The organism is Pectinatus haikarae (assembly GCF_015732185.1).
Taxonomy (GTDB): domain Bacteria; phylum Bacillota; class Negativicutes; order Selenomonadales; family Selenomonadaceae; genus Pectinatus; species Pectinatus haikarae.
This window is the reverse complement of record NZ_WIQM01000011.1, coordinates 67,672-86,877: the sequence shown is the minus strand read 5'-3', so window position 1 is coordinate 86,877 and position 19,206 is coordinate 67,672. Positions and strand designations below refer to the sequence as shown.

Annotated in this window: 19 protein-coding genes; 4 read left to right on the top strand and 15 right to left on the bottom strand. The window is 40.0% G+C overall.

Translation table 11 applies throughout. From position 1 onward, the window contains the following. Positions 1–14: 14 nt before the first annotated feature. The 6 genes from I6758_RS08050 to I6758_RS08025 all read right to left on the bottom strand — a co-directional run bounded on the left by I6758_RS08050 (position 15) and on the right by I6758_RS08025 (position 4,355). Entirely contained in the window at positions 15–788 is a 774-nt protein-coding gene (locus I6758_RS08050; RefSeq protein WP_196604696.1) for a flagellar motor protein MotB, read from the bottom strand. Between the two features lies 1 nt (position 789). Beyond that, on the bottom strand, positions 790–1,575 hold the full coding sequence (gene motA, locus I6758_RS08045) for a flagellar motor stator protein MotA (protein ID WP_196604695.1): 786 nt from the start codon (positions 1,573–1,575) through the stop codon (positions 790–792). A 143-nt stretch (positions 1,576–1,718) separates the two neighbouring features. Then, the gene (locus I6758_RS08040; RefSeq protein WP_196604694.1) at positions 1,719–2,663 is read right to left on the bottom strand and encodes a nitronate monooxygenase; all 945 of its coding nucleotides are present in this window, start codon (positions 2,661–2,663) and stop codon (positions 1,719–1,721) included. 218 nt (positions 2,664–2,881) lie between these two features. Further along, positions 2,882–3,142 (bottom strand): GIY-YIG nuclease family protein, encoded by a 261-nt coding sequence (locus I6758_RS08035; protein WP_196604693.1) that lies wholly within the window; start codon positions 3,140–3,142, stop codon positions 2,882–2,884. 3 nt (positions 3,143–3,145) lie between these two features. Further along, on the bottom strand, positions 3,146–3,619 hold the full coding sequence (locus I6758_RS08030; protein ID WP_196604692.1) for a peptidylprolyl isomerase: 474 nt from the start codon (positions 3,617–3,619) through the stop codon (positions 3,146–3,148). A gap of 25 nt (positions 3,620–3,644) precedes the next feature. After that, entirely contained in the window at positions 3,645–4,355 is a 711-nt protein-coding gene (locus tag I6758_RS08025; RefSeq protein WP_196604691.1) for an MBL fold metallo-hydrolase, read from the bottom strand. Positions 4,356–4,724: 369 nt separating this feature from the next. Between I6758_RS08025 and cdaA the strand changes: the two genes are divergently transcribed. The 4 genes from cdaA to glmM are packed head-to-tail and all read left to right on the top strand — an operon-like array spanning position 4,725 to position 9,502. Beyond that, entirely contained in the window at positions 4,725–5,549 is an 825-nt protein-coding gene (gene cdaA, locus I6758_RS08020) for a diadenylate cyclase CdaA (RefSeq protein WP_196604690.1), read from the top strand. Further along, positions 5,546–6,478, top strand: coding sequence for a CdaR family protein (locus I6758_RS08015; RefSeq protein WP_196604689.1), 933 nt, complete (start codon positions 5,546–5,548; stop codon positions 6,476–6,478). Before cdaA ends, I6758_RS08015 begins: the two co-directional genes overlap by 4 nt. 13 nt (positions 6,479–6,491) lie before the next feature. After that, entirely contained in the window at positions 6,492–8,108 is a 1,617-nt protein-coding gene (locus I6758_RS08010; protein ID WP_196604688.1) for an NAD(P)/FAD-dependent oxidoreductase, read from the top strand. A gap of 44 nt (positions 8,109–8,152) precedes the next feature. After that, on the top strand, positions 8,153–9,502 hold the full coding sequence (gene glmM, locus I6758_RS08005) for a phosphoglucosamine mutase (protein ID WP_196604687.1): 1,350 nt from the start codon (positions 8,153–8,155) through the stop codon (positions 9,500–9,502). Between the two features lie 132 nt (positions 9,503–9,634). Here glmM and I6758_RS08000 read toward each other — a convergent pair whose 3' ends face one another. The 9 genes from I6758_RS08000 to I6758_RS07960 form a co-directional block, all read right to left on the bottom strand. Then, entirely contained in the window at positions 9,635–11,227 is a 1,593-nt protein-coding gene (locus I6758_RS08000; RefSeq protein WP_196604726.1) for a DEAD/DEAH box helicase, read from the bottom strand. Positions 11,228–11,432: 205 nt separating this feature from the next. Beyond that, a complete protein-coding gene (locus tag I6758_RS07995) occupies positions 11,433–12,683 on the bottom strand; it encodes a competence/damage-inducible protein A (RefSeq protein WP_196604686.1) in 1,251 nt (416 codons plus the stop codon). Next, positions 12,668–14,026, bottom strand: a complete 1,359-nt coding sequence (rimO, locus tag I6758_RS07990) for a 30S ribosomal protein S12 methylthiotransferase RimO (protein WP_196604685.1) — start codon at positions 14,024–14,026, stop codon at positions 12,668–12,670. Before rimO ends, I6758_RS07995 begins: the two co-directional genes overlap by 16 nt. A 60-nt stretch (positions 14,027–14,086) precedes the next feature. Beyond that, positions 14,087–15,130 (bottom strand): extracellular solute-binding protein, encoded by a 1,044-nt coding sequence (locus tag I6758_RS07985; RefSeq protein WP_196604684.1) that lies wholly within the window; start codon positions 15,128–15,130, stop codon positions 14,087–14,089. 136 nt (positions 15,131–15,266) lie between these two features. Further along, on the bottom strand, positions 15,267–16,340 hold the full coding sequence (ftsZ, locus tag I6758_RS07980) for a cell division protein FtsZ (protein WP_196604683.1): 1,074 nt from the start codon (positions 16,338–16,340) through the stop codon (positions 15,267–15,269). Positions 16,341–16,462: 122 nt separating this feature from the next. Beyond that, positions 16,463–16,792, bottom strand: a complete 330-nt coding sequence (locus I6758_RS07975) for a small basic family protein (protein ID WP_196604682.1) — start codon at positions 16,790–16,792, stop codon at positions 16,463–16,465. After that, positions 16,789–17,475 carry a DUF881 domain-containing protein gene (locus I6758_RS07970; protein WP_196604681.1) on the bottom strand — a complete coding sequence of 229 codons (687 nt, stop codon included), beginning with the start codon at positions 17,473–17,475 and terminating at the stop codon, positions 16,789–16,791. The genes I6758_RS07975 and I6758_RS07970 overlap by 4 nt, the downstream gene beginning before the upstream one ends. Positions 17,476–17,489: 14 nt before the next feature. Continuing rightward, positions 17,490–18,206, bottom strand: coding sequence for a cell division protein FtsQ/DivIB (locus tag I6758_RS07965; RefSeq protein WP_196604680.1), 717 nt, complete (start codon positions 18,204–18,206; stop codon positions 17,490–17,492). Positions 18,207–18,255: 49 nt separating this feature from the next. After that, positions 18,256–19,185 (bottom strand): D-alanine--D-alanine ligase family protein, encoded by a 930-nt coding sequence (locus tag I6758_RS07960; RefSeq protein ID WP_196604679.1) that lies wholly within the window; start codon positions 19,183–19,185, stop codon positions 18,256–18,258. Between the last annotated feature and the right edge of the window lie 21 nt (positions 19,186–19,206).

Below are 19,206 nucleotides of genomic sequence, written 5' to 3'. Positions count from 1 at the left end.
TTATATTATAAATTTTACTTAACTGTCTGCATTCCCGATGAGTTATAACTGCGTGCTATCAAAATTTCTACACGCCTGTTTTGAGCGCGATGCTCAGGCGTATCATTGGGTACAATAGGACGGTATTCGCTGTTTCCTGTGGCCTGAAATCTTATTGGGTCCAGCTGTGGATTTTTCTGCAGGACACTCTTCATAAAATTCAGCGCCCGCTGTGAACTCAAATCCCAATTTGAAGGATACCTGCTGTTCGAAATAGGCACATTGTCCGTGTGCCCGGATATCACAACATTTTCCTTTACAGCTCCCAATAAAGAAGCAACTATAGTAGTTATCTTATCAGAATCATTTGTCAGGTCGGCACTGCCCGATGGGAACAATGCTTTTTCCTTGACACGGATCATCAATCCCTGTTCTGTCAGCTGTGTACTGACTTCATTTTCCAGATTCTTTTCCTTTATATATGCTTCTAATTTCTGTTTTTCTTTTTCCAGCTTATCATTTTCAGCCACGTAATTATTCACAGACTTATCTTTAGATTCATCTTCTGTTAAATAAGCCGTATATCCGCTTTGAGTACCCATCTTATCAAAAAAGGATATACCTCCCGCATTAAAACCATGCCTGAAGGTAGCTGTCACTTCTTCTGAAGTGGTCTGCTTTGATGCTGCATTTATGGCATAAAGGACTATGAACAAGGCCAGCAGTAATGTCATAAGATCTGAATAAGGCAAAAGCCATGCTTCACTCGGATGATCTTCCTTTGGTTTCGCTCTCTTTTTTCGTGCCATTTCATTCACCCGCTTTTTCGGATTTCAATAAATCCCTTTCTGTCTGAGGGATAAATATCATCAACTTAGCTTCTATGGCTGTCGGTGAATCACCAGCCTGCAAAGATAAAATGCCTTCAATTATCATTCTTTTCTGAGCTATTTCCATTTGTGATAATATTTTCAGCTTATTAGCTATAGGCAGCCATAATACATAACCCGTAAATATACCAAGCAGGGTAGCAACAAATGCCGCAGAAATAGCATGTCCCAAAGCAACTATATCACCTAAATTACCCAGCGCCGCAATCAGACCTACAACGGCCCCCAAAACACCAAGTGTCGGTGCATATGTACCAGCCTGAACAAATATCGACATACATTCAGCATGACGATGTTCCATAACTTGCAGCTCCGCTTCCAATACATCACTGACGAATTCAGGATCCATTCCATCAATAACCATCGACAAACCTGACCGGAAAAAAGGATCTTGTATTTCATTGATACGATTTTCCAATGCCAATATACCTTCACGGCGTGCAATCTGGGATAATTCCACAAACAAGTGAAGCAATTCACCTTTAGGTTTATTATCAGGGGACTGTAAAGTTTTCTTGATAAGTTTAGGAAAGGTCTTCATCTGCTCAAGCGTAAAACCCGTAAACAAACACGACACAGTCCCTCCCAAGATTATCAAATATGCTGCTGGAGTGACCAATATGGATGGATCCGCTCCCTTTAGTACATATCCTATCCCTAAAGATAAAAAACCTGCAGTTAAACCTATAAGCGTAGATTTTTCCAAGCTCAATTCCTCCCTGGATTAATAAATCCATCTATTAAAAGCATTGATCTGACCTACTATATATTCCATACTGCATCCTGAAAATCCTATATAAATTATTTTTTTATATACCTGTTACTAAAACTAATGCCCACCGAAAAAGATCAAAAACGTATCTGTTCAGCCTGCCGCAGTGCAGCTCTTGCCTCAATCACAATTGATTTAATAATATCAGCTGCCGGTTCTATCTTTTCCAGCAATGTGAGACTTTCCCCTGCTTGGACCATTCCGTACTCGATATCGCCTTCCACCGCGGCTAACTTGTTTGTTCCTGTAGCCATCTTTATAAGTTCTTCTTTAGTTGCGCCACCCTTATTTTCTTTCTCGACAAAATCCTGTGAAAATTTATTTTTCAGACCGCGGACGGCAGCTCCCAATGTATAACCGGTAACGATGGTATCTGTATCTTTAGCAGACAAGAGCATATCTTTAACATTCTGATGCACTTGGCATTCATCCGCCACCAGAAAACGCGTTCCCATTTGTACGCCTGCGGCTCCCATCAGCAATGCGGCGGCCAACCCTTTGCCATCCGCAAAACCGCCTGCCATGACAACAGGTATATTAACAGCCGGTATCACCTGTTCCATCAGAGCCATTGTCGAAAGAACTCCTATATGTCCTCCTGCTTCCATCCCCTCAGCTACCAAGGCATCCGCACCCGCAGCTGCCACTCTTTTAGCCAGCTTTACATTTGGTATTACAGGCACTGCCTTTATGCCAGCTTTATGCAGCCGTTCAAAATAAGGAACAGGATTTCCTGCTCCCAGGGTGACAAAAGCCGGTTTTTCTTCACAGATTACCTCCAAAATCTCTTCTTTATTAGGTGCCATTAACATCATATTTACACCAAAAGGTTTTTCAGTTAATTTTTTTGCCAGCCTTATTTGTTCGCGTACAAACTCCGTTGTTCTACCACCGCTTGAAATAATTCCCGCACCGCCGGCATTTGAAACAGCCGCTGCAAGCTTTGATTCAGATATCCAAGCCATCCCGCCTTGTATAATAGGATATTCAATATTCAAAACCTCTGTTATCAGTTTCTGCATAAGAGTCTTCATCCCCCTGCCTTGTATTTAGGAACATCATGATCAACTTTAAAGCATACAGCAAAAGTATATCATTTCCCGCCGGATAAAAAAACAAAGCAGCACTGTCTCCGCATATTCTTTTACTGCAGACAAAAATATTTTCTCCTACTAGTGCTTTTATTAACTCATTACCTTCCTTATTAATTTACTGGATAATTAGCTATATGTTATCACTTTTAGAAAAATTTGTCATCAACGTTACCGCACAAACTGATTTTTTCTTTATGGGTAAGCTGTTTTATTTCATATTCTCTGCTCATTGCAGCTGACTTACTGGAATACGTCTCATAATATACCAGCTTCACTGGCAGGCGCATACGCGTATATTTTGCACCCTTCCCATTACTGTGTGCCGCCAGACGCTTCGCCAAATCATTTGTCCAGCCCGTATAAAAGCTTCCATCTTTACAATGAAGCATATACGTGTACGCATTCATTTTTTAATCTTCCTTCAGAAAAACTGATTCAATTACTATTTCTTCACACGGCCTGTCCTGGAAATCTGTTTCGGCATGACCTATTTGAGTAACTGTATCCATCCCTTTCACAACTCTGCCAAAAACAGAATGATGTCCATCAAGCCACGGTGTGGGAGCTAATGTTATAAAAAATTGTGAACCGCCGGTATTTGGTCCCGCATTAGCCATGGAAAGAATTCCCTCAACGTCATGTTTAAGGCTTACATCAAATTCATCAGGAATAGTGTACCCAGGTCCTCCCATTCCTGTTCCGTCGGGATCTCCTCCCTGAATCATAAAACCATCAATAACTCGATGAAAAATAACACCATCATAAAATCCCTTATCTGCCAAATCAAGAAAATTTTTAGTCGTTATTGGTGCTTTATCCTCAAACAGCTCTACTTCAAAATCACCCTGATTTGTCTTGAACAATAAAATCTTATTTTTTTCCATTTAAAATTCTCCTTTTTCAATATTATTATCTGTCTTTTTTTATAATTATTGTCTCACCAGACAGCTCCGGTGACCATACATTTATATGCCTGCCATCACTTGCATTTGTCTTCAGAGGCCAGGCCTGACGTCCTGCATTATGCATAGCAATTATATTATCTACATTGGTCTGCCTGCAAAATTCTTTTACACCCCAATCGCAATATTCCTCCAAACGCCTATCTACCGGAAAGAAAGCGATATCAGCCTCCATTCCTGCAATTTTCTTCATCTGCTTTAAAAAACCATTTTTGGCAAAAGCATTATTTTTTTCGGTATCTCCCTTCCAATGCCACCAATTAAAATCACCGGCATGAAATATATTCCAGCCTTCAATGCTGACAAGAAAAGATATGCCTGCATCTGTGGAGCTATATGATTTTACAGTTATCATATCACTCTTATATTCATCATATTCATTCATAACAACCGTTTTTTCCCCAGGCAAGGTCTCCATATTATGTATATCATAGCTCAAAAAATATTTTCGCACATTTTGCGAAAATTTGCCTATAGCTGGGTTCCAATGATCAAAATGACTGTGCGAAACAAAAAAATAAACGCTTTTGTATTTTTGTAAAATGTCGGACAAACAATCCGCTTTATCAGTATAATAATCAAAAATTAATGCATTCGTACCCAATTCAACTACAAAGCCGCTGTTATATAAATATGTTACTTTTACTGTCTTTTCCACATTTTATCCTCTTTCCTTTTTGATTCAGCAAATCATTATTTGGCTCAAAACATTCCCGCCTCGCTGAGATTTTCACATTGATCAATACTCTGTAAATAATTTTATCATATTTTCAATACATGACTATAACTATATTTTACCATAAATTTTTCATTTTCCTATTGATTTTATTTATTGGTCCTCCACAACGCATAAATAATATGATACTATTATATGTATTGAATTGATATTTTTTTTGTACGCAATATTATTTGTGTCTACCATCAGTAAAAATAATATTTTATACACTTGCATAAATTGTCTGATGTACAAGGATTTTATATTTAAAAAATAGAATAGCTATTTATACCTTTTCTGAGGAGAATCATAATGTTAATAGAAATTAAGGGATTATTATCAACTATCGATGCACTTGATGTTGCCGACATTATTATTGTTGCCATTATTTTATATAAATTATATGAAATGCTGAGAAACACAAGGGCTATAACCCTTGTCAAGGGTATTATTGTATTACTCGTGCTCACTATAATAAGTGACTGGCTCGGACTGCATGTCATCTACTGGCTCCTGCAAAAAACTGTTACACTGCTCTTTGTGGCTCTGCCGATTGTTTTTCAGCCAGAATTGCGTCGTGCCCTTGAGCATATCGGGCAGGGACGCTTTTTCGTCAGATCTGCCCTGCTTGATATCCATGAGGCCCGCAGTCTTGTGAGTGAAATAGATTCTGCTGTTATGCGTATGGCTCAGAAAAAAACAGGTGCTCTTATTGTTATAGAAAGAGAAATGGGACTTGATGATATAGCTTCGAATGGTATTTTCATAGACGGTGTCGTATCTGCTGAACTGCTCATGAATATTTTTATTACAAACACTCCACTCCATGACGGTGCCACAATTATAAGAGGCAAACGCATTATTGCCTCCGGCTGTCTTCTGCCGCTGACAGATGACCGTACACTAAGTACTGAACTCGGTACACGTCATCGTGCTGCGATAGGTTTATCCGAACAGTGTGATGCGGTCGTAGTCGTTGTCAGCGAAGAAACAGGAACAATATCAGTGGCTGAACACGGTCGTATATACAGACATTTAGATTCAGATCAGCTCAGGCAGTATCTGATACCGCTGTTTTCTCAAAAATCTTCTGTATTCAGCGATTTTATCAGGAACTGGAGGAACGGTAAAAAATGATAAATTTACTAAAGCAGAATTTATTCTTAAAATGCATTTCATTGCTTTTGGCATTGGGATTGTGGCTTTATGTGATGAATGAACAAAATCCTTCAATAACAAATTCTGTCTCTGTACAGCTCAGTATTATTAACGCTCCTGACGGTTATCAAATTCATCATGACAATGACACAATAAAAATCAGACTTAAAGCTCCGCGTTCCGCATTTGCTTCTGTTGACAACTCTGATTTTAAAGCATATGTAGATCTGACTGATGTCAAGGAAGGTGAACAGACGCTTCCTGTTCATATCCAGCTTCCGGCAGGTTTTGAACTCTTGGGCTCCTCGCCCGAAAATATAAAATTCGTTGTTGATAAAATAGTTCAAAAACAGATTCCGGTAGATCTTGTTCTTTCCGGAAAACCAGCTGACGATATGGTAGTTGCCAGCACAAAGCAATCCGCGGACACAATAGTCGTAAGAGGGCCGCGGACACAAGTTGATGCTGTGCGCAGAGCTATAGGCTATATAGGCCTTGACAATAATAAAGATGATTTTACTGTCATCGTGCCGCTTCGGGCTGTTGACGACGACAATAAAGACGTCAGCAATGTCACGCTCTTAAGTTCCACCGTCAATGCCAGTATAACACTGGCTCACGGCCTCACCCGCAAAATCGTCACTATAAAACCATTGGCAAACTCTGATTTGCCCGCGGAGTATACTCTTGATTCTTTAAAGGCAACACCCGATAAAATAGAAATAACGGGCAATCCTCAGGTAATTTCTACCATAAATTATCTTGATACGGAAAAATTTTCCTTGGGAAAAATAACTTCTTCTGGTGATCAGACTGTGAACTTACTGATTCCTCAAGGGGTCACTACCTCCACTAATACAGTTACTGTGAGCATCAAAATTTCCGAAAAAAAACTTGATAAAAACTAAGGTGGTTTCGTAATTGATTCGCATAAAAAATTTGAACACAGCCTTTAACAATACTGAGCCTTTAGAAAAAATAGCTGCTGCTTATTTAAAAATCAGTGATAAATATATAAAAAAAGCTGTAATAGTCCGTAAAGCAATAGATGCACGCCGATATAGAAATTCTCCCATTTTCAACGTTTTTACACTTGACGTTTTTTTAACGGATAATGCAGACAAAAAAAAACTTATGAAACGTCTGCGAACAAATAAAAATATCGAGTTATCTGCACAGCCACTGCCAAAGGTAATTCCCATTGTCTCTGGCTTTAAGCGAAATTCTGAAAATTTGCGTCCTGTCATCGCCGGTTTTGGTCCGTCCGGTATGTTCTGCGCTCTCACATTATGCCGCTACGGTTATCGTCCGATTATTCTTGAACGAGGCCGCGATATTGACACAAGACATGAAGATGTAAAAAATTTTTGGCGAACAGGTACTCTTGATCCCCTATCCAATGTACAATTCGGTGAAGGCGGTGCGGGCACTTTTTCTGACGGAAAATTGACCACACGAATCAATGATGCTAAAATAACTCAGGTCCTTCGCGATTTTGTAGAAGCAGGTGCTCCTCAGGAAATTCTATACCTGCATAAACCGCATATCGGAACAGATATATTACACAGCGTAGTTAAGAACATCCGCAGAAAAATTCTGGCTGCCGGCGGATCAATATATTTTTTAAATCAGCTCACAGATCTGCAAATAATCAACAGCAAATTAAAAGGTGTTGCTACTTCATCCGGTGAATCTATTCCTTGTGAAAATTTATTTTTAGGCATAGGACATAGTGCCCGTGACACATATGAAATGCTTTTGAGAAAAGGAATACAGATAGAAGCAAAATCTTTTGCTGTAGGAGTGCGCATTGAACATCCCCAATCTTTAATAGATGCTTCACAATATGGTGCTGATGCAGGCAGCCCGTATCTTCCCGTTGCAGATTATGCACTTACGTGGCAGAATCGGGAAAAAGCATTATCCTGCTATTCCTTTTGCATGTGTCCTGGAGGTAAAGTAGTATCCGCATCTTCAGAGGAAAATAGGCTCACTACCAACGGTATGAGCTATTATGCCAGAAACACAGGTATTGCTAACAGTGCGCTGCTGGTACCTGTGACACCGGCGGACTTTGGCGGGAACATCCTTTCGGGAATGGAATTTCAACGGCATTATGAAAATCTTGCTTTTTCTGCCGGCGGCAAAAATTACCATGCTCCGGTCCAGACCGTAGGCGACTTTCTTACTCATCAGCATGGTTCTGATAAATTTCTGACTATCCCTACTTACGAACCGGGTATCACTCTGGCAGATCTGCATGAGCTTCTTCCTGCCAAAGTTTCTGCGGCTATCGAACTTGCTCTGCCAAATTTTGATAAAAAAATTCCTGGTTTCGCTGATAAATCAGTTGTGATGACTGGCCTCGAAATGCGTTCTTCAGCACCCTGCCGCATTATACGGGACAAAAACACCTTCAAATCCGTCAGCATTGCCGGTCTTTATCCTATTGGTGAGGGCGCTGGTTATGCAGGTGGTATAATGAGTGCTGCCATTGATGGAATGAATGCTGCACTAAGTTATATATATAAAAGATAGAAATTATTATTTGCACCAAATAAATTCAAGGAGAGATTTTTTTAATGACTAGACTTTTTGGCACAGACGGCGTACGCGGCGAAGCAAATAAAGAGCTTACAGCAGAACTGGCTTATAAACTCGGCAGAGCTGCTGCCTTGTATTTTGGCAAAGATGATAACGATGCATGCAGAATTTTAATTGGACGGGATCCTCGCATTTCGGGTGCCATGTTTGAATCGGCTCTTGCTGCCGGCATTTGCTCAGCGGGCGGTCATGTGATCATAACCGGTATTATTCCCACTCCTGCAGTGGCTTATTTAGCAAAAAAATATGGTGCCAATGCTGGTATCGTAATTTCTGCTTCCCATAATCCTTTTCATGACAACGGTATAAAATTTTTTGGTGGAGACGGGTATAAGCTTCCCGATGAAGTAGAGGATGAATTAGCTGAAATAGTCGTCAAAATCAACACTGACGATGTTTTTCCCCGTGCAGTCGGCAAAAACATCGGAACAATCGAATACAGGCATGATCTTATTCATGACTATATTGATTATGTAGCATCAACAGTCAGAGTAAAATTGACCGGACTGAAAATAATCCTTGATTGTGCAAACGGTGCGGCATATGAATCAATGCCTGCAGTTTTGCGCAGGCTTGGCGCAGAATTGATAGTTATAAATGATAATCCGGACGGAATCAACATAAATGAAGAGTGCGGATCTACACATTTGGAATATTTACAAAAGGAAGTCTTATCTCACTCTGCGGATATCGGTATAGCTCATGATGGGGATGCTGATCGCTGCCTTTGTGTTGATGAAAAGGGACGCATTATAGATGGTGACCATATTATCGTAGCTTGTGCCCTTGCTATGAAAAAAAATAATAGGCTTAACAACAACACAGTAGTTTCAACGGTCATGGCCAATATCGGCTTTCATAAAGCACTCAGAAAAAACGGCTGCCATGTAGAAGTAACAGCAGTCGGAGATCGCTATGTACTCGAAAATATGAAAAAAAATAATTATAATTTGGGCGGTGAGCAATCCGGTCATGTCATCTTTACCGATTTTGCTACTACGGGTGATGGTCTTATAACGGCTTTGCAAGTTCTTGCCCATATTGCAGAAAATAAAATAAAATCGTCTCAAATAGTAGATGTTATGACAACCTATCCCCAGCTGCTTTTTAATGTACGTGTAGCCTCTAAAAACGGCTGGGATTCCAATGAACTTATAAAAAAGGCTATAAAAGATGGTGAACAGGAACTTGGCTGTGATGGCCGTATATTAGTTCGTCCTTCGGGTACAGAGCCGCTGATACGTGTAATGGCAGAAGGTCCGGATCAAAAACAACTGGAAATAATCTGTCAATCTATAGGTACTGTCATCCAGGAACAGCAATGCTGAAAGTCACAAACCGAAAAGACTGCCACCAAAGTCAAACGCTTTGGTGGCAGTCTTTTTATATAAAAAAGATGCACAGAAGATATTTCCATGCATCCTTAAAGATATATTTTTTATTCTTTAATAAGCCAGCCCTTAATTGCGGCTCTTAGCCGGTTCCACATTGATTTTATAACCTTTAAGAGTATTTCTATGCATAACAGAAATAACTCGTTCGGTCACATTGCGGGGAATCTCCACAAAAGTAAACTTATCATATATATTGATAACACCGATAATATTGCCTGGGATATCTGCTTCCGTGGCTATAAAGCGTACAATATCTTCCGGTTTTATCTTCTGATTGCGGCCTATATTGATAAACAGTCTTACCATACCAGGAGCGCCGCCGCTGTTATCAAATTTTTGTTCTAAGTTACCGCCGCCTTCATCATCAGCCCCATTACGTTCTTTTAATCCTTCAACCGATAACTTTACTGCGGCTGCGGCTATATCAAGAGAGTCATATTTATCTGCCACCAAATCCGATACAATCATATGATAATCGGAATAACTATTAGTCTGCAACACCTTCACTAGTTTTTCCTTTATTGCTTCTTTCTGCAATTCGAGCACATCCGCCGATGTTGGCAGCTGACCTCGAATCATACTATGTTTTATAAGCTTTTCAATAAGCCGCAGCTGCCTATATTCGCGCGGTTCTATAAAGGTTATGGCAATACCGCTGCGTCCTGCCCTGCCTGTCCTGCCGATCCGGTGAACATACGATTCATGATCCTGCGGAATATCATAGTTGATAACATGCGTAATATCATCTATATCTATACCTCTTGCCGCAACATCCGTAGCGATCAAAATATCCAGCTTACCTTCACGGAATTTTTTCATTACTCTCTGCCGCTGTGCCTGATTCATATCACCATGCAGCCCGCCAGCCATATATCCTCTGGCCTCTAACGAGGCAATAAGATCGTCCACTCCTTTTTTTGTACGACAGAAAATAATGAACTTGCCAGTCTCCTCCACATCAAGAATACGGCACAAGCCATCAAATTTATCCCGCGTTTCATAATAAATCTGATCAATAAGCGGAACCGTCAGATGTCCTCTGCTAATCAAAACCTTTTGCGGTTTATTCATATAACTTTGTGCTAATTTTTCAATAGTAGCCGGCATTGTAGCCGAAAAAAGCAATGTCTGCCTTTCTTCTTTAGGAATATGAGACATTATTGACTTTATATCATCAATAAAGCCCATATCAAGCATCTCATCCGCTTCATCTAGGACAAGTGTTTTAATATAATCAAGATTTATTGTTTTTCGATTGATATGATCTAATAAACGTCCGGGTGTTCCAACAATGATTTTAATACCATTCTTTAAAGCACGAATCTGGCGTTCGATCATTTGCCCACCGTAAATAGGCAACGTTTTTATTTTTTTATATTTGCCTATTTTATTCAATTCTTCCGCTACCTGAATGGCTAATTCTCTGGTAGGTGCTATAATAAGTGCCTGTATGTGCCTGTTAGTTTCGTCTATCTTTTCCACAGTAGGTATACCAAATGCAGCCGTTTTACCTGTACCGGTCTGTGCCTGTCCAAGTACATCATTTCCCTGCAAAACTAAGGGAATTGTTTTTGCCTGAATTGGTGATGGTTCTTCAAAGCCCATATCACTTAATGCATTAACAATTTTTTTGTTCAAAGTAATATCACCAAATGACATTATTTCATTTTTCAAAAATAGATCCTCCTGTTTCTTAATTTATAATTTATAAACTCATTTATTTTCGGATTGAACTTCCTGACTTTTATAAATTGAACTTGCGAGATACTCCAATCTACTCCATACTCCCCGCAGTGTGCAACATAAAACACTATCTCGAAAGAACATTCCCTCAATAAAGATTGCAATAAAATAAACCTGCCCATTATAAGACTGATTTATCTTCTAAGTATAATCGTATCATATTTAGTGCCTTTTGCGTAGCACGATATTTAATTTCTTCTCTTTTTCCCGAAAATAAATTTTTAACGACATATGTGCCTCTATCTCCTGTCACAGATATATAAACAAGTCCCACCGGTTTTTGCTCCGTTGCACCGCCTGGTCCTGCAATTCCCGTTATTCCAACACCGATATCTGTTCCCATGCATTTGGCCACTCCTTCAGCCATATAACGAGCTGTTTCTTCACTTACAGCTCCTTTTTCGGCAAGAATTGATTCCGGCACATGGAGATGTTTTACTTTTACCAGATTGGAATAAGAGACTATCGAACCCATTACATATTCTGAGCTGCCCGCTATATCCGTAAGCCTGCTTGTCAGCAGGCCGCCTGTACAAGATTCGGCGCAGGAAACAGTTATTTTTTTTGCCGCCAAAAGCCTCCCGACTACATTTTCCATTGGCTCATCATCAACGGCATAAACATACTGTCCGACACGTGAATATATTTCCTCCTCTACAGGTTGAATAAGCTGTTTTGCCTCTTCGACACTGTCTGCTTTTGCTGTTATACGAATTATCACTCCGCTGGGACGAACGAGCAGTGCCAATGTAGGATTATACTGCTTAAGAATAAGATCACGAATTTTTGTTTCCAAAAACGATTCGCCTATATCGAAAGTATCAAGCACCACTGAATGAATAACATGCTTTATACCAAATTTATCTCGTAAAAATGGTTTCAAAGATCTGTCAAACATATCTTTCATTTCGCGCGGTGGTCCGGGCAGATTTATCAGAACTTTTTCGTCACAGGCCTGTACGATACCGGGTGCAATACCATTATAATTAATGAAAACATGTGCACTCTCCGGAACAAGCACCTGTCGAGAATTATTTTCAGTCATTTCTATGTTTTTTTCGCGAAAGTGATCATCCATTCTTTTTTTACTTTCGGCATGAGTGACCATGGTTTTTCCCATTATTTCTGCACACACATATTTAGTTATATCTCCCTGAGTAGGACCCAAACCACCCGTAGTTATAACTATATCTGCCCGTTCAAGCGCATTTTTGATTACAGTTTTCATCCTGTCATAATTATCCCCGACAGTGGTTTGATAAAGCACATCAAATCCTATATCATTCAAATGAGAGGCCATATACGCACTATTGGTATTAACAATTTGCCCCAGCAAAAGCTCACTGCCCGTAGTAATTAATTCAACTCGCATTTTTCAGTCCCCTTATTATGCTTTTGGCCCACGAGATCATAAGCAAATCCCTGAAGAATTTTTACTTTTATAATATCCCCAGGACTGCTTTCTTCATCATTCTCTATATATATCTGCCCATCTATATCAGGAGCCTCACGATATGATCTGCCATATGCAACATTGCTCTGTTCTGCATCGCGGCCTTCAACAAGCACATCGAATATCTTATTTTCCAAGCTTTTATTTATGTCTTCTGAAATTCTACTCTGCACACTCATCAAATCGTGGTATCTTTCCTGCATTATATTTTCTGGCACTTGATTGGACATGCTGTACGCAGGTGTATTTTCTTCCTTTGAAAAAGTAAAGACCCCTACTTTATCGAAACGATATTTTTCCACAAAATTCCGCAAAAATTGATATTGTGAATCTGTTTCACCGGGAAACCCAACAATAAATGTTGTGCGCAGAGATATACCCGGAATACGCATTCTCAACTTGCCTATCACATCTTCAATATATTCAGTCGTATCAGAACGGCGCATATTTTTCAACACGGCATTATGGGCATGCTGAAGTGGAATATCTGCATAATTACAGATTTTTTCTTCCGATGCCATCACGTTAATTAGTTCATCGGTGAAAGAATGCGGGTAGGTATATTGTACTCTTATCCACTGCAGTTCTTTGATTTTAACCAATTCGCGAAGCAGTCCAGCCAAATTTTCACGTCCATAGATGTCACTGCCATAATTTGTCGTATCCTGGGCAACAAGATTTATTTCTTTTACGCCATTTTTGACAAGCCGCACTGTTTCTTCTTTTATATCTTCAATGGTACGACTGCGGTAATTGCCACGCACCAAAGGAATAGAACAAAAAGCGCATCTGTGGTTGCAGCCTTCGGCAATTTTAACATATGTACTGAAGGAAGGTGTTGTAATGATGCGCGGTGTATCCTGCCCATAGATAGTATCTGCCTCACCGGTTATTACCACACGCCGCCCCGCCAAAGTTGAATCCACAGCCTCCATGATTCTGTTCCACGCGCCTGTACCGATAACAGCGTCAGCTTCCGGCATCTCATCCAGTAATGTCTGTCCATAACGCTGGCCTAAACAGCCTGCGATAATCAGGGATCTGCATTTCCCCGTCTTTTTACATTCGGCCATATCCAAAATAGTCGTTACTGATTCTTCTCTCGCTGACTCAATAAAGCTGCAGGTATTTACTATCAATATATCTGCCTCAGATGGTTCGGCAGTGATTTTTATATCATTTTTACTCAGTATACCCAACATAACCTCTGTGTCAACACGGTTTTTTGAGCATCCAAGACTTACAAATCCAGCTCTAAGCATTTAGTTCCTCCAAAATATATATTGTAAAGCAAATCATCCACCCATCATTGCACATACGGTCTATTGCAGCCGTATATTTTTTACCCACTCATCAAGCAGACTCATTTTCTGCTCCTCAGTAGGCATCTCTATATTATTTGAAAAGGGAACCAAGCCCTTTCCCGCATAAGTTTTATAAGCAAATGTGGAATAATTTGTTGGTACGAAAAAAAATCCGTTTCGCTGCAGACAAAGCTGTATATCATCACCGAGAAGCCATTGAATAAATCGGGATGCCTGAGCCTTATCGGGCGCATTTTTTAAAAGTGCTGCTCCTGTGACCTGATAATAGGTCCCGTCTTCAGGATAAATTATCACTAAAGGATAATTATTATTTAAATATTTAACAGCCTCACTTTGCACTGCAATAGAAATATCTACCTCACCCATTCCAGCCATTCTGACAGGTGTTGACAGATATTTTGCATATTGCAGAACTTTAGGATGCAGCTTTTGCAAAAAGGAAAACGCCTGTTCATTTCCATAATGCCTGATGAACGCATAGAATAAATTTGCTGAAGTATCAGAAGCCAAAAAGTCTGTGAGTCCAATACGTATATTTTCCTCATTCACTAAAGCAGCCCATGTACGAGGTATATAAGGAGCAGCCTGCAGATAATCTCTATTAGCACAAAAAATAATCGGATCGTACCAAATGCCCGTCCATAAATTATTCTTATCTTTAAATATGTTTGCTACAACATCCTCCTGCTCAGACGAAAACGCTGCCAAAACATTTAAAGCAGCTGCCCGTTTCAAAACATCCTGCCCTGCAAGAATAATGTCTGCCTGTCCATTTAAAGGCATAGTTCCATTTTGCATTTTATCTGTCAATTCTTTTTCAGAAAGCAAAACAAAATTCACTTTTACTTTGTTAAGCTTTTCATATTCTGCCGCTATTGGAGCAGCTACCTGCATAGGCAGTGTAGTATAAACAGTTATTTTATTCCTTGTAACAGTAATCTGCCGATTATCACTTGTATGATATATCCAATATGTGTTTACCGCCAACAAAATTAACAAGATACTGCACACGATAAAAAACAACGGTATATAGCGCCGCATAACCAGCCTCCCAACTGTCAGAAGCGAATAATCAATGCACTTATTCTGTCAAAAATTCACTTTACATTAAAGTATAACATTTTATAAAAAATAAGCAACCGCCGCCAACCGCAACGATTGCTCTCTTTGCATTCTGCTATTTTTTCCGCATCCATATTGGTATATCAGGAATTTCCCTGTCCATTTTAAAGTCATTTATCTTATGCGTTACAGTACTAACATCCATTTTTTTACCATCCAGCTCGACAGTTACCGTGCTGTCATCAAATCCTGTTGCAATAACAGTAACCCGCACATTGTCCTGCATATTTTCATCAATAGCCGCACCAAAAATTATATTCGCGTCTTCGTGCGCAGCTTCTGATATTATAGCGGAAGCTTCATTTACTTGAAAAAGGCTCAAATTGGAACCGCCTGTTATATTGAGCAACACTCCACGGGCACCCTGAATAGAAGTTTCCAGCAGAGGGCTGTTCACTGCCGCACGAGCTGCATCCACAGCAGCATTTTCCCCTGTTGCCTCACCTATACCCATGAGCGCTGAACCTGCATTATTCATAACAGATTTGACATCGGCAAAATCCAAATTGATCAGTCCCGGTATGGCTATCAAATCCGAAATCCCCTGCACGCCCTGACGCAACACATCATCAGCTATGCGGAAAGCATCCATCATGGATGTTTTTTTATCAACAACATCCAACAGTCTGTCATTAGGTATAGTTATGAGTGTATCGACATTTGTCTTCAAGTTCACAATACCTATTTCAGCCTGTTTAAAGCGTTTGCGTCCTTCAAAGGTAAATGGCTTTGTCACAACTCCAACAGTAAGTGCACCTATCTCGCGTGCACATTCTGCCACTATGGGTGCCGCTCCTGTACCTGTTCCTCCGCCCATTCCAGCCGTCACAAAAATCATATCAGCGCCTCTGAGAGCTCCAAGCAGTTCTTCTCTGCTTTCTTCAGCAGCTTTTTCACCAATTTCCGGTTTCGCACCGGCCCCTAATCCTCTTGTCAATTTTTCACCGATCTGTATGCGATTCTGTGCCTTAGCATTCAATAAAGCCTGTGCATCCGTGTTGACCGCTATGAAATCAACACCCTTAAGACCGGACTCAATCATGCGGTTGACTGCGTTGTTACCGCCACCGCCAACACCAATAACTTTTATCTTAGCAAATTGGTCAACGTCCATATCTAATTCAAACAATAGAAGCAACCCCCATATACTCCATATAAAATGCCGTTCATGGCATATAAGCAGTCAGATTAATAGTTATATTATATAACATATGCAGTGAATAATCCATCTTAATTTTCTATATAGTTTCATTATTTTCTAATCAGGTGATGTCTAAGGTATGATAGATTCTTAAAAATTCTGAGAGCAAATACAAATAGAACAACATAATAGAGTTCAATTGACAAATTGTCACCGATAAATACCATAAAAACTGCCAATATTGTATTTAAAAAAAAGCCGAGCAAAAAATTGATATTATCAAAATTATTTAATGAAACGGCCTTCAATCCGCCGAATATGGCATCAAATCCAGCAAGCAACGCCACAGAAAATAATTTGCTGTATTCGCCGGGTATTGTTACATTGCATAAATACCCTACTATTGCCCCTGCAGTTAAACTTAATACAGCAAAAATCATTTTTCTCCGCCTTTCTCCACCAATTCAGTGTACTTAAAATCAACACCTTTGCTATAAGCAGGCAGCAGTATTTGCGTTTTTTTTGCAATATCAATCTTTATGCCCCATACACTCAACGTATCAATCACGCCCCCGCGCATCTTCATTGCATTTTCCAGCGTGTCGGCATCACCTATTGCTTTTATTACAAAAGGAGGTGCCGAACGTTCATTATTAACAGACACAGTAGGTCCTGCGCATCTTATTTCGGTCGTAGCCACCACTCTTTGCCCATTAATGGAAATAGCCTCAGCTCCCGCCGCACGAAGCTCATTTATGATCCGCAGCATATCTTCATCATGTATTATATATAAATTAGCATTTTCATCGGTGGCAGTTTTTTTGCTGCTGTCTTCAACAGTCACCACCAGACCCGGTCCGCTGACCTCTGAGGCACCAGCTTCAATGATCTGCGCATCTGTCAGTCCACCATTTTTATCTTGTGTATATTTTTGATTCTGTTTTTTCAAAGAATCCCTTTCTTTTTCTGTTGCCAAAAGACGCTGTGACAGCTCCTCCGTCCTTTGATACTGCGTTGAATATTTCAGACTATTCTGCGTAGAATGGAACTGAATTGCCAACATAAACCCCAGAAGGAAGCAGGCCAGTATTATAGATATCCGGTTATATTTTCTTGACAGCATAATTTACTCCTCGATCAGGGTTTAAATTTAAGTACAGGTGATATATAGCCAAAGTCAACATATTCGACAGGTTTTTTCATTGTTTTTAAATCGTTCAGAAAAACAGCTGTTTTCTTCGCCTCTTGCTCAGAAAATGACAAATCACCCAATTTTATTTTCACACCGCCTGTAGTGTATGCCACAATATTCTGAGGTGATATGATGCTGATTTCCGATATCTGAGCTAAAGCGGTGCTGTCCATTTGCTCAAGAAAAGCTGCCGCTTTCAAGACATTCGCATCATCTATTTTATCGCCAATATAAACGTCCCCCAGTGTGATACCGGTCATCATGGGAAATTTCATGGTCTGCATATTCCGATAGGAGTTCATAATAATTCCATTGCCCGCTATATCAACATATCCATAATTGCAGCGTAATGTAGCAATAGGCTTTCGTTCTTTTATATCAATAAGAAGAACATTGGGGAAACTTCTCCTTACAGAAGCTTTTGCAATGCGCAGATCGCTTTCCAAACGCTTTTGCAGATAATCTGTTTTTACCGCAAAAATATTTACTGGTTCTCTGATATCTGCTATTTGAATTACCTGTTCTTTGGTCAATTCTTCATTTCCCTGCACCGCTATGCTGCTCACTGCCAATATGGGGGAATTCAGAAAAAAAACAGCGCCTGTTAACAAAAGAAGCAGGAAAGATATTCTTGCCGTATATCGGGAAAATCTTCTTTTCATATTCTATACGCAGGCTGCCGCCCTCTCCTTCCCATATTCTTTCGCATTTTTAATCTATCATATCTATCATCATTTCACACAGTTCGGGGAATTTTATACCTGCGTGCCCCGCTGCGTCAGGTACTAATGATGTTTCAGTCATTCCCGGCACCGTATTAATTTCCAGCACATAGGGCACATTATCCTCGCTTAAAATCAAATCAACACGAGCCACTCCGCTGCAGCCCGTTATTTCGCAGGCCTCTACAGATATCTGCTTGATTTTTTCTGTTAATTCTGCCGACAGTGGAGCTGGAATTATATGCTTTGAACAGCCTTTTGTATATTTATTATGATAATCGTAAACACCGTCTGCTGCAACTATTTCTATTATGGGCATGGCCTTTTTTTCCTTGCCGCCATACACTGCGACTGTCAATTCACGGCCCTTTATAAATTCTTCTATAATAATCTCTTTACTGTATCGGAATGCCTCTTCCATTCCTTTAATAAAAATTTCTTCATTATTTACAGTAACTACGCCTATGCTTGATCCCTGATCCACAGCCTTGACGACTACCGGGAAATCAAATTCTTCCATTACCTGCGCTTTTATATCAATGTTTTCTGCATCTGTATCTTTAAAAAACAATGTACGCGGCGTGCTTATACCTGCCGACAAGAATATGCGTTTGCTGGCTGCCTTATTCATAGTCAGCGCGCTTGCAAGTACATTTGAGCCTGTACATGGCATATCAATCATCTCCATAACTGCACGGAGTATTCCGTCCTCGCCATACCTGCCGTGAACAGCATTAAAAACCACGTCACAGCCACTTTTTTTTATATCATCCACAACAGTGTTCCGACAAAGCTCGACTGGTATTACCTCATGGCCCTTGCTTTTTAAAGCTTCCATTACCGCCATTCCTGTCAATCGCGATATTTTTGCCTCTGAAGATGGTCCGCCCATGACAACTGCGATTTTATTATATTTCATATTTTACTCTCCTGCCTGATT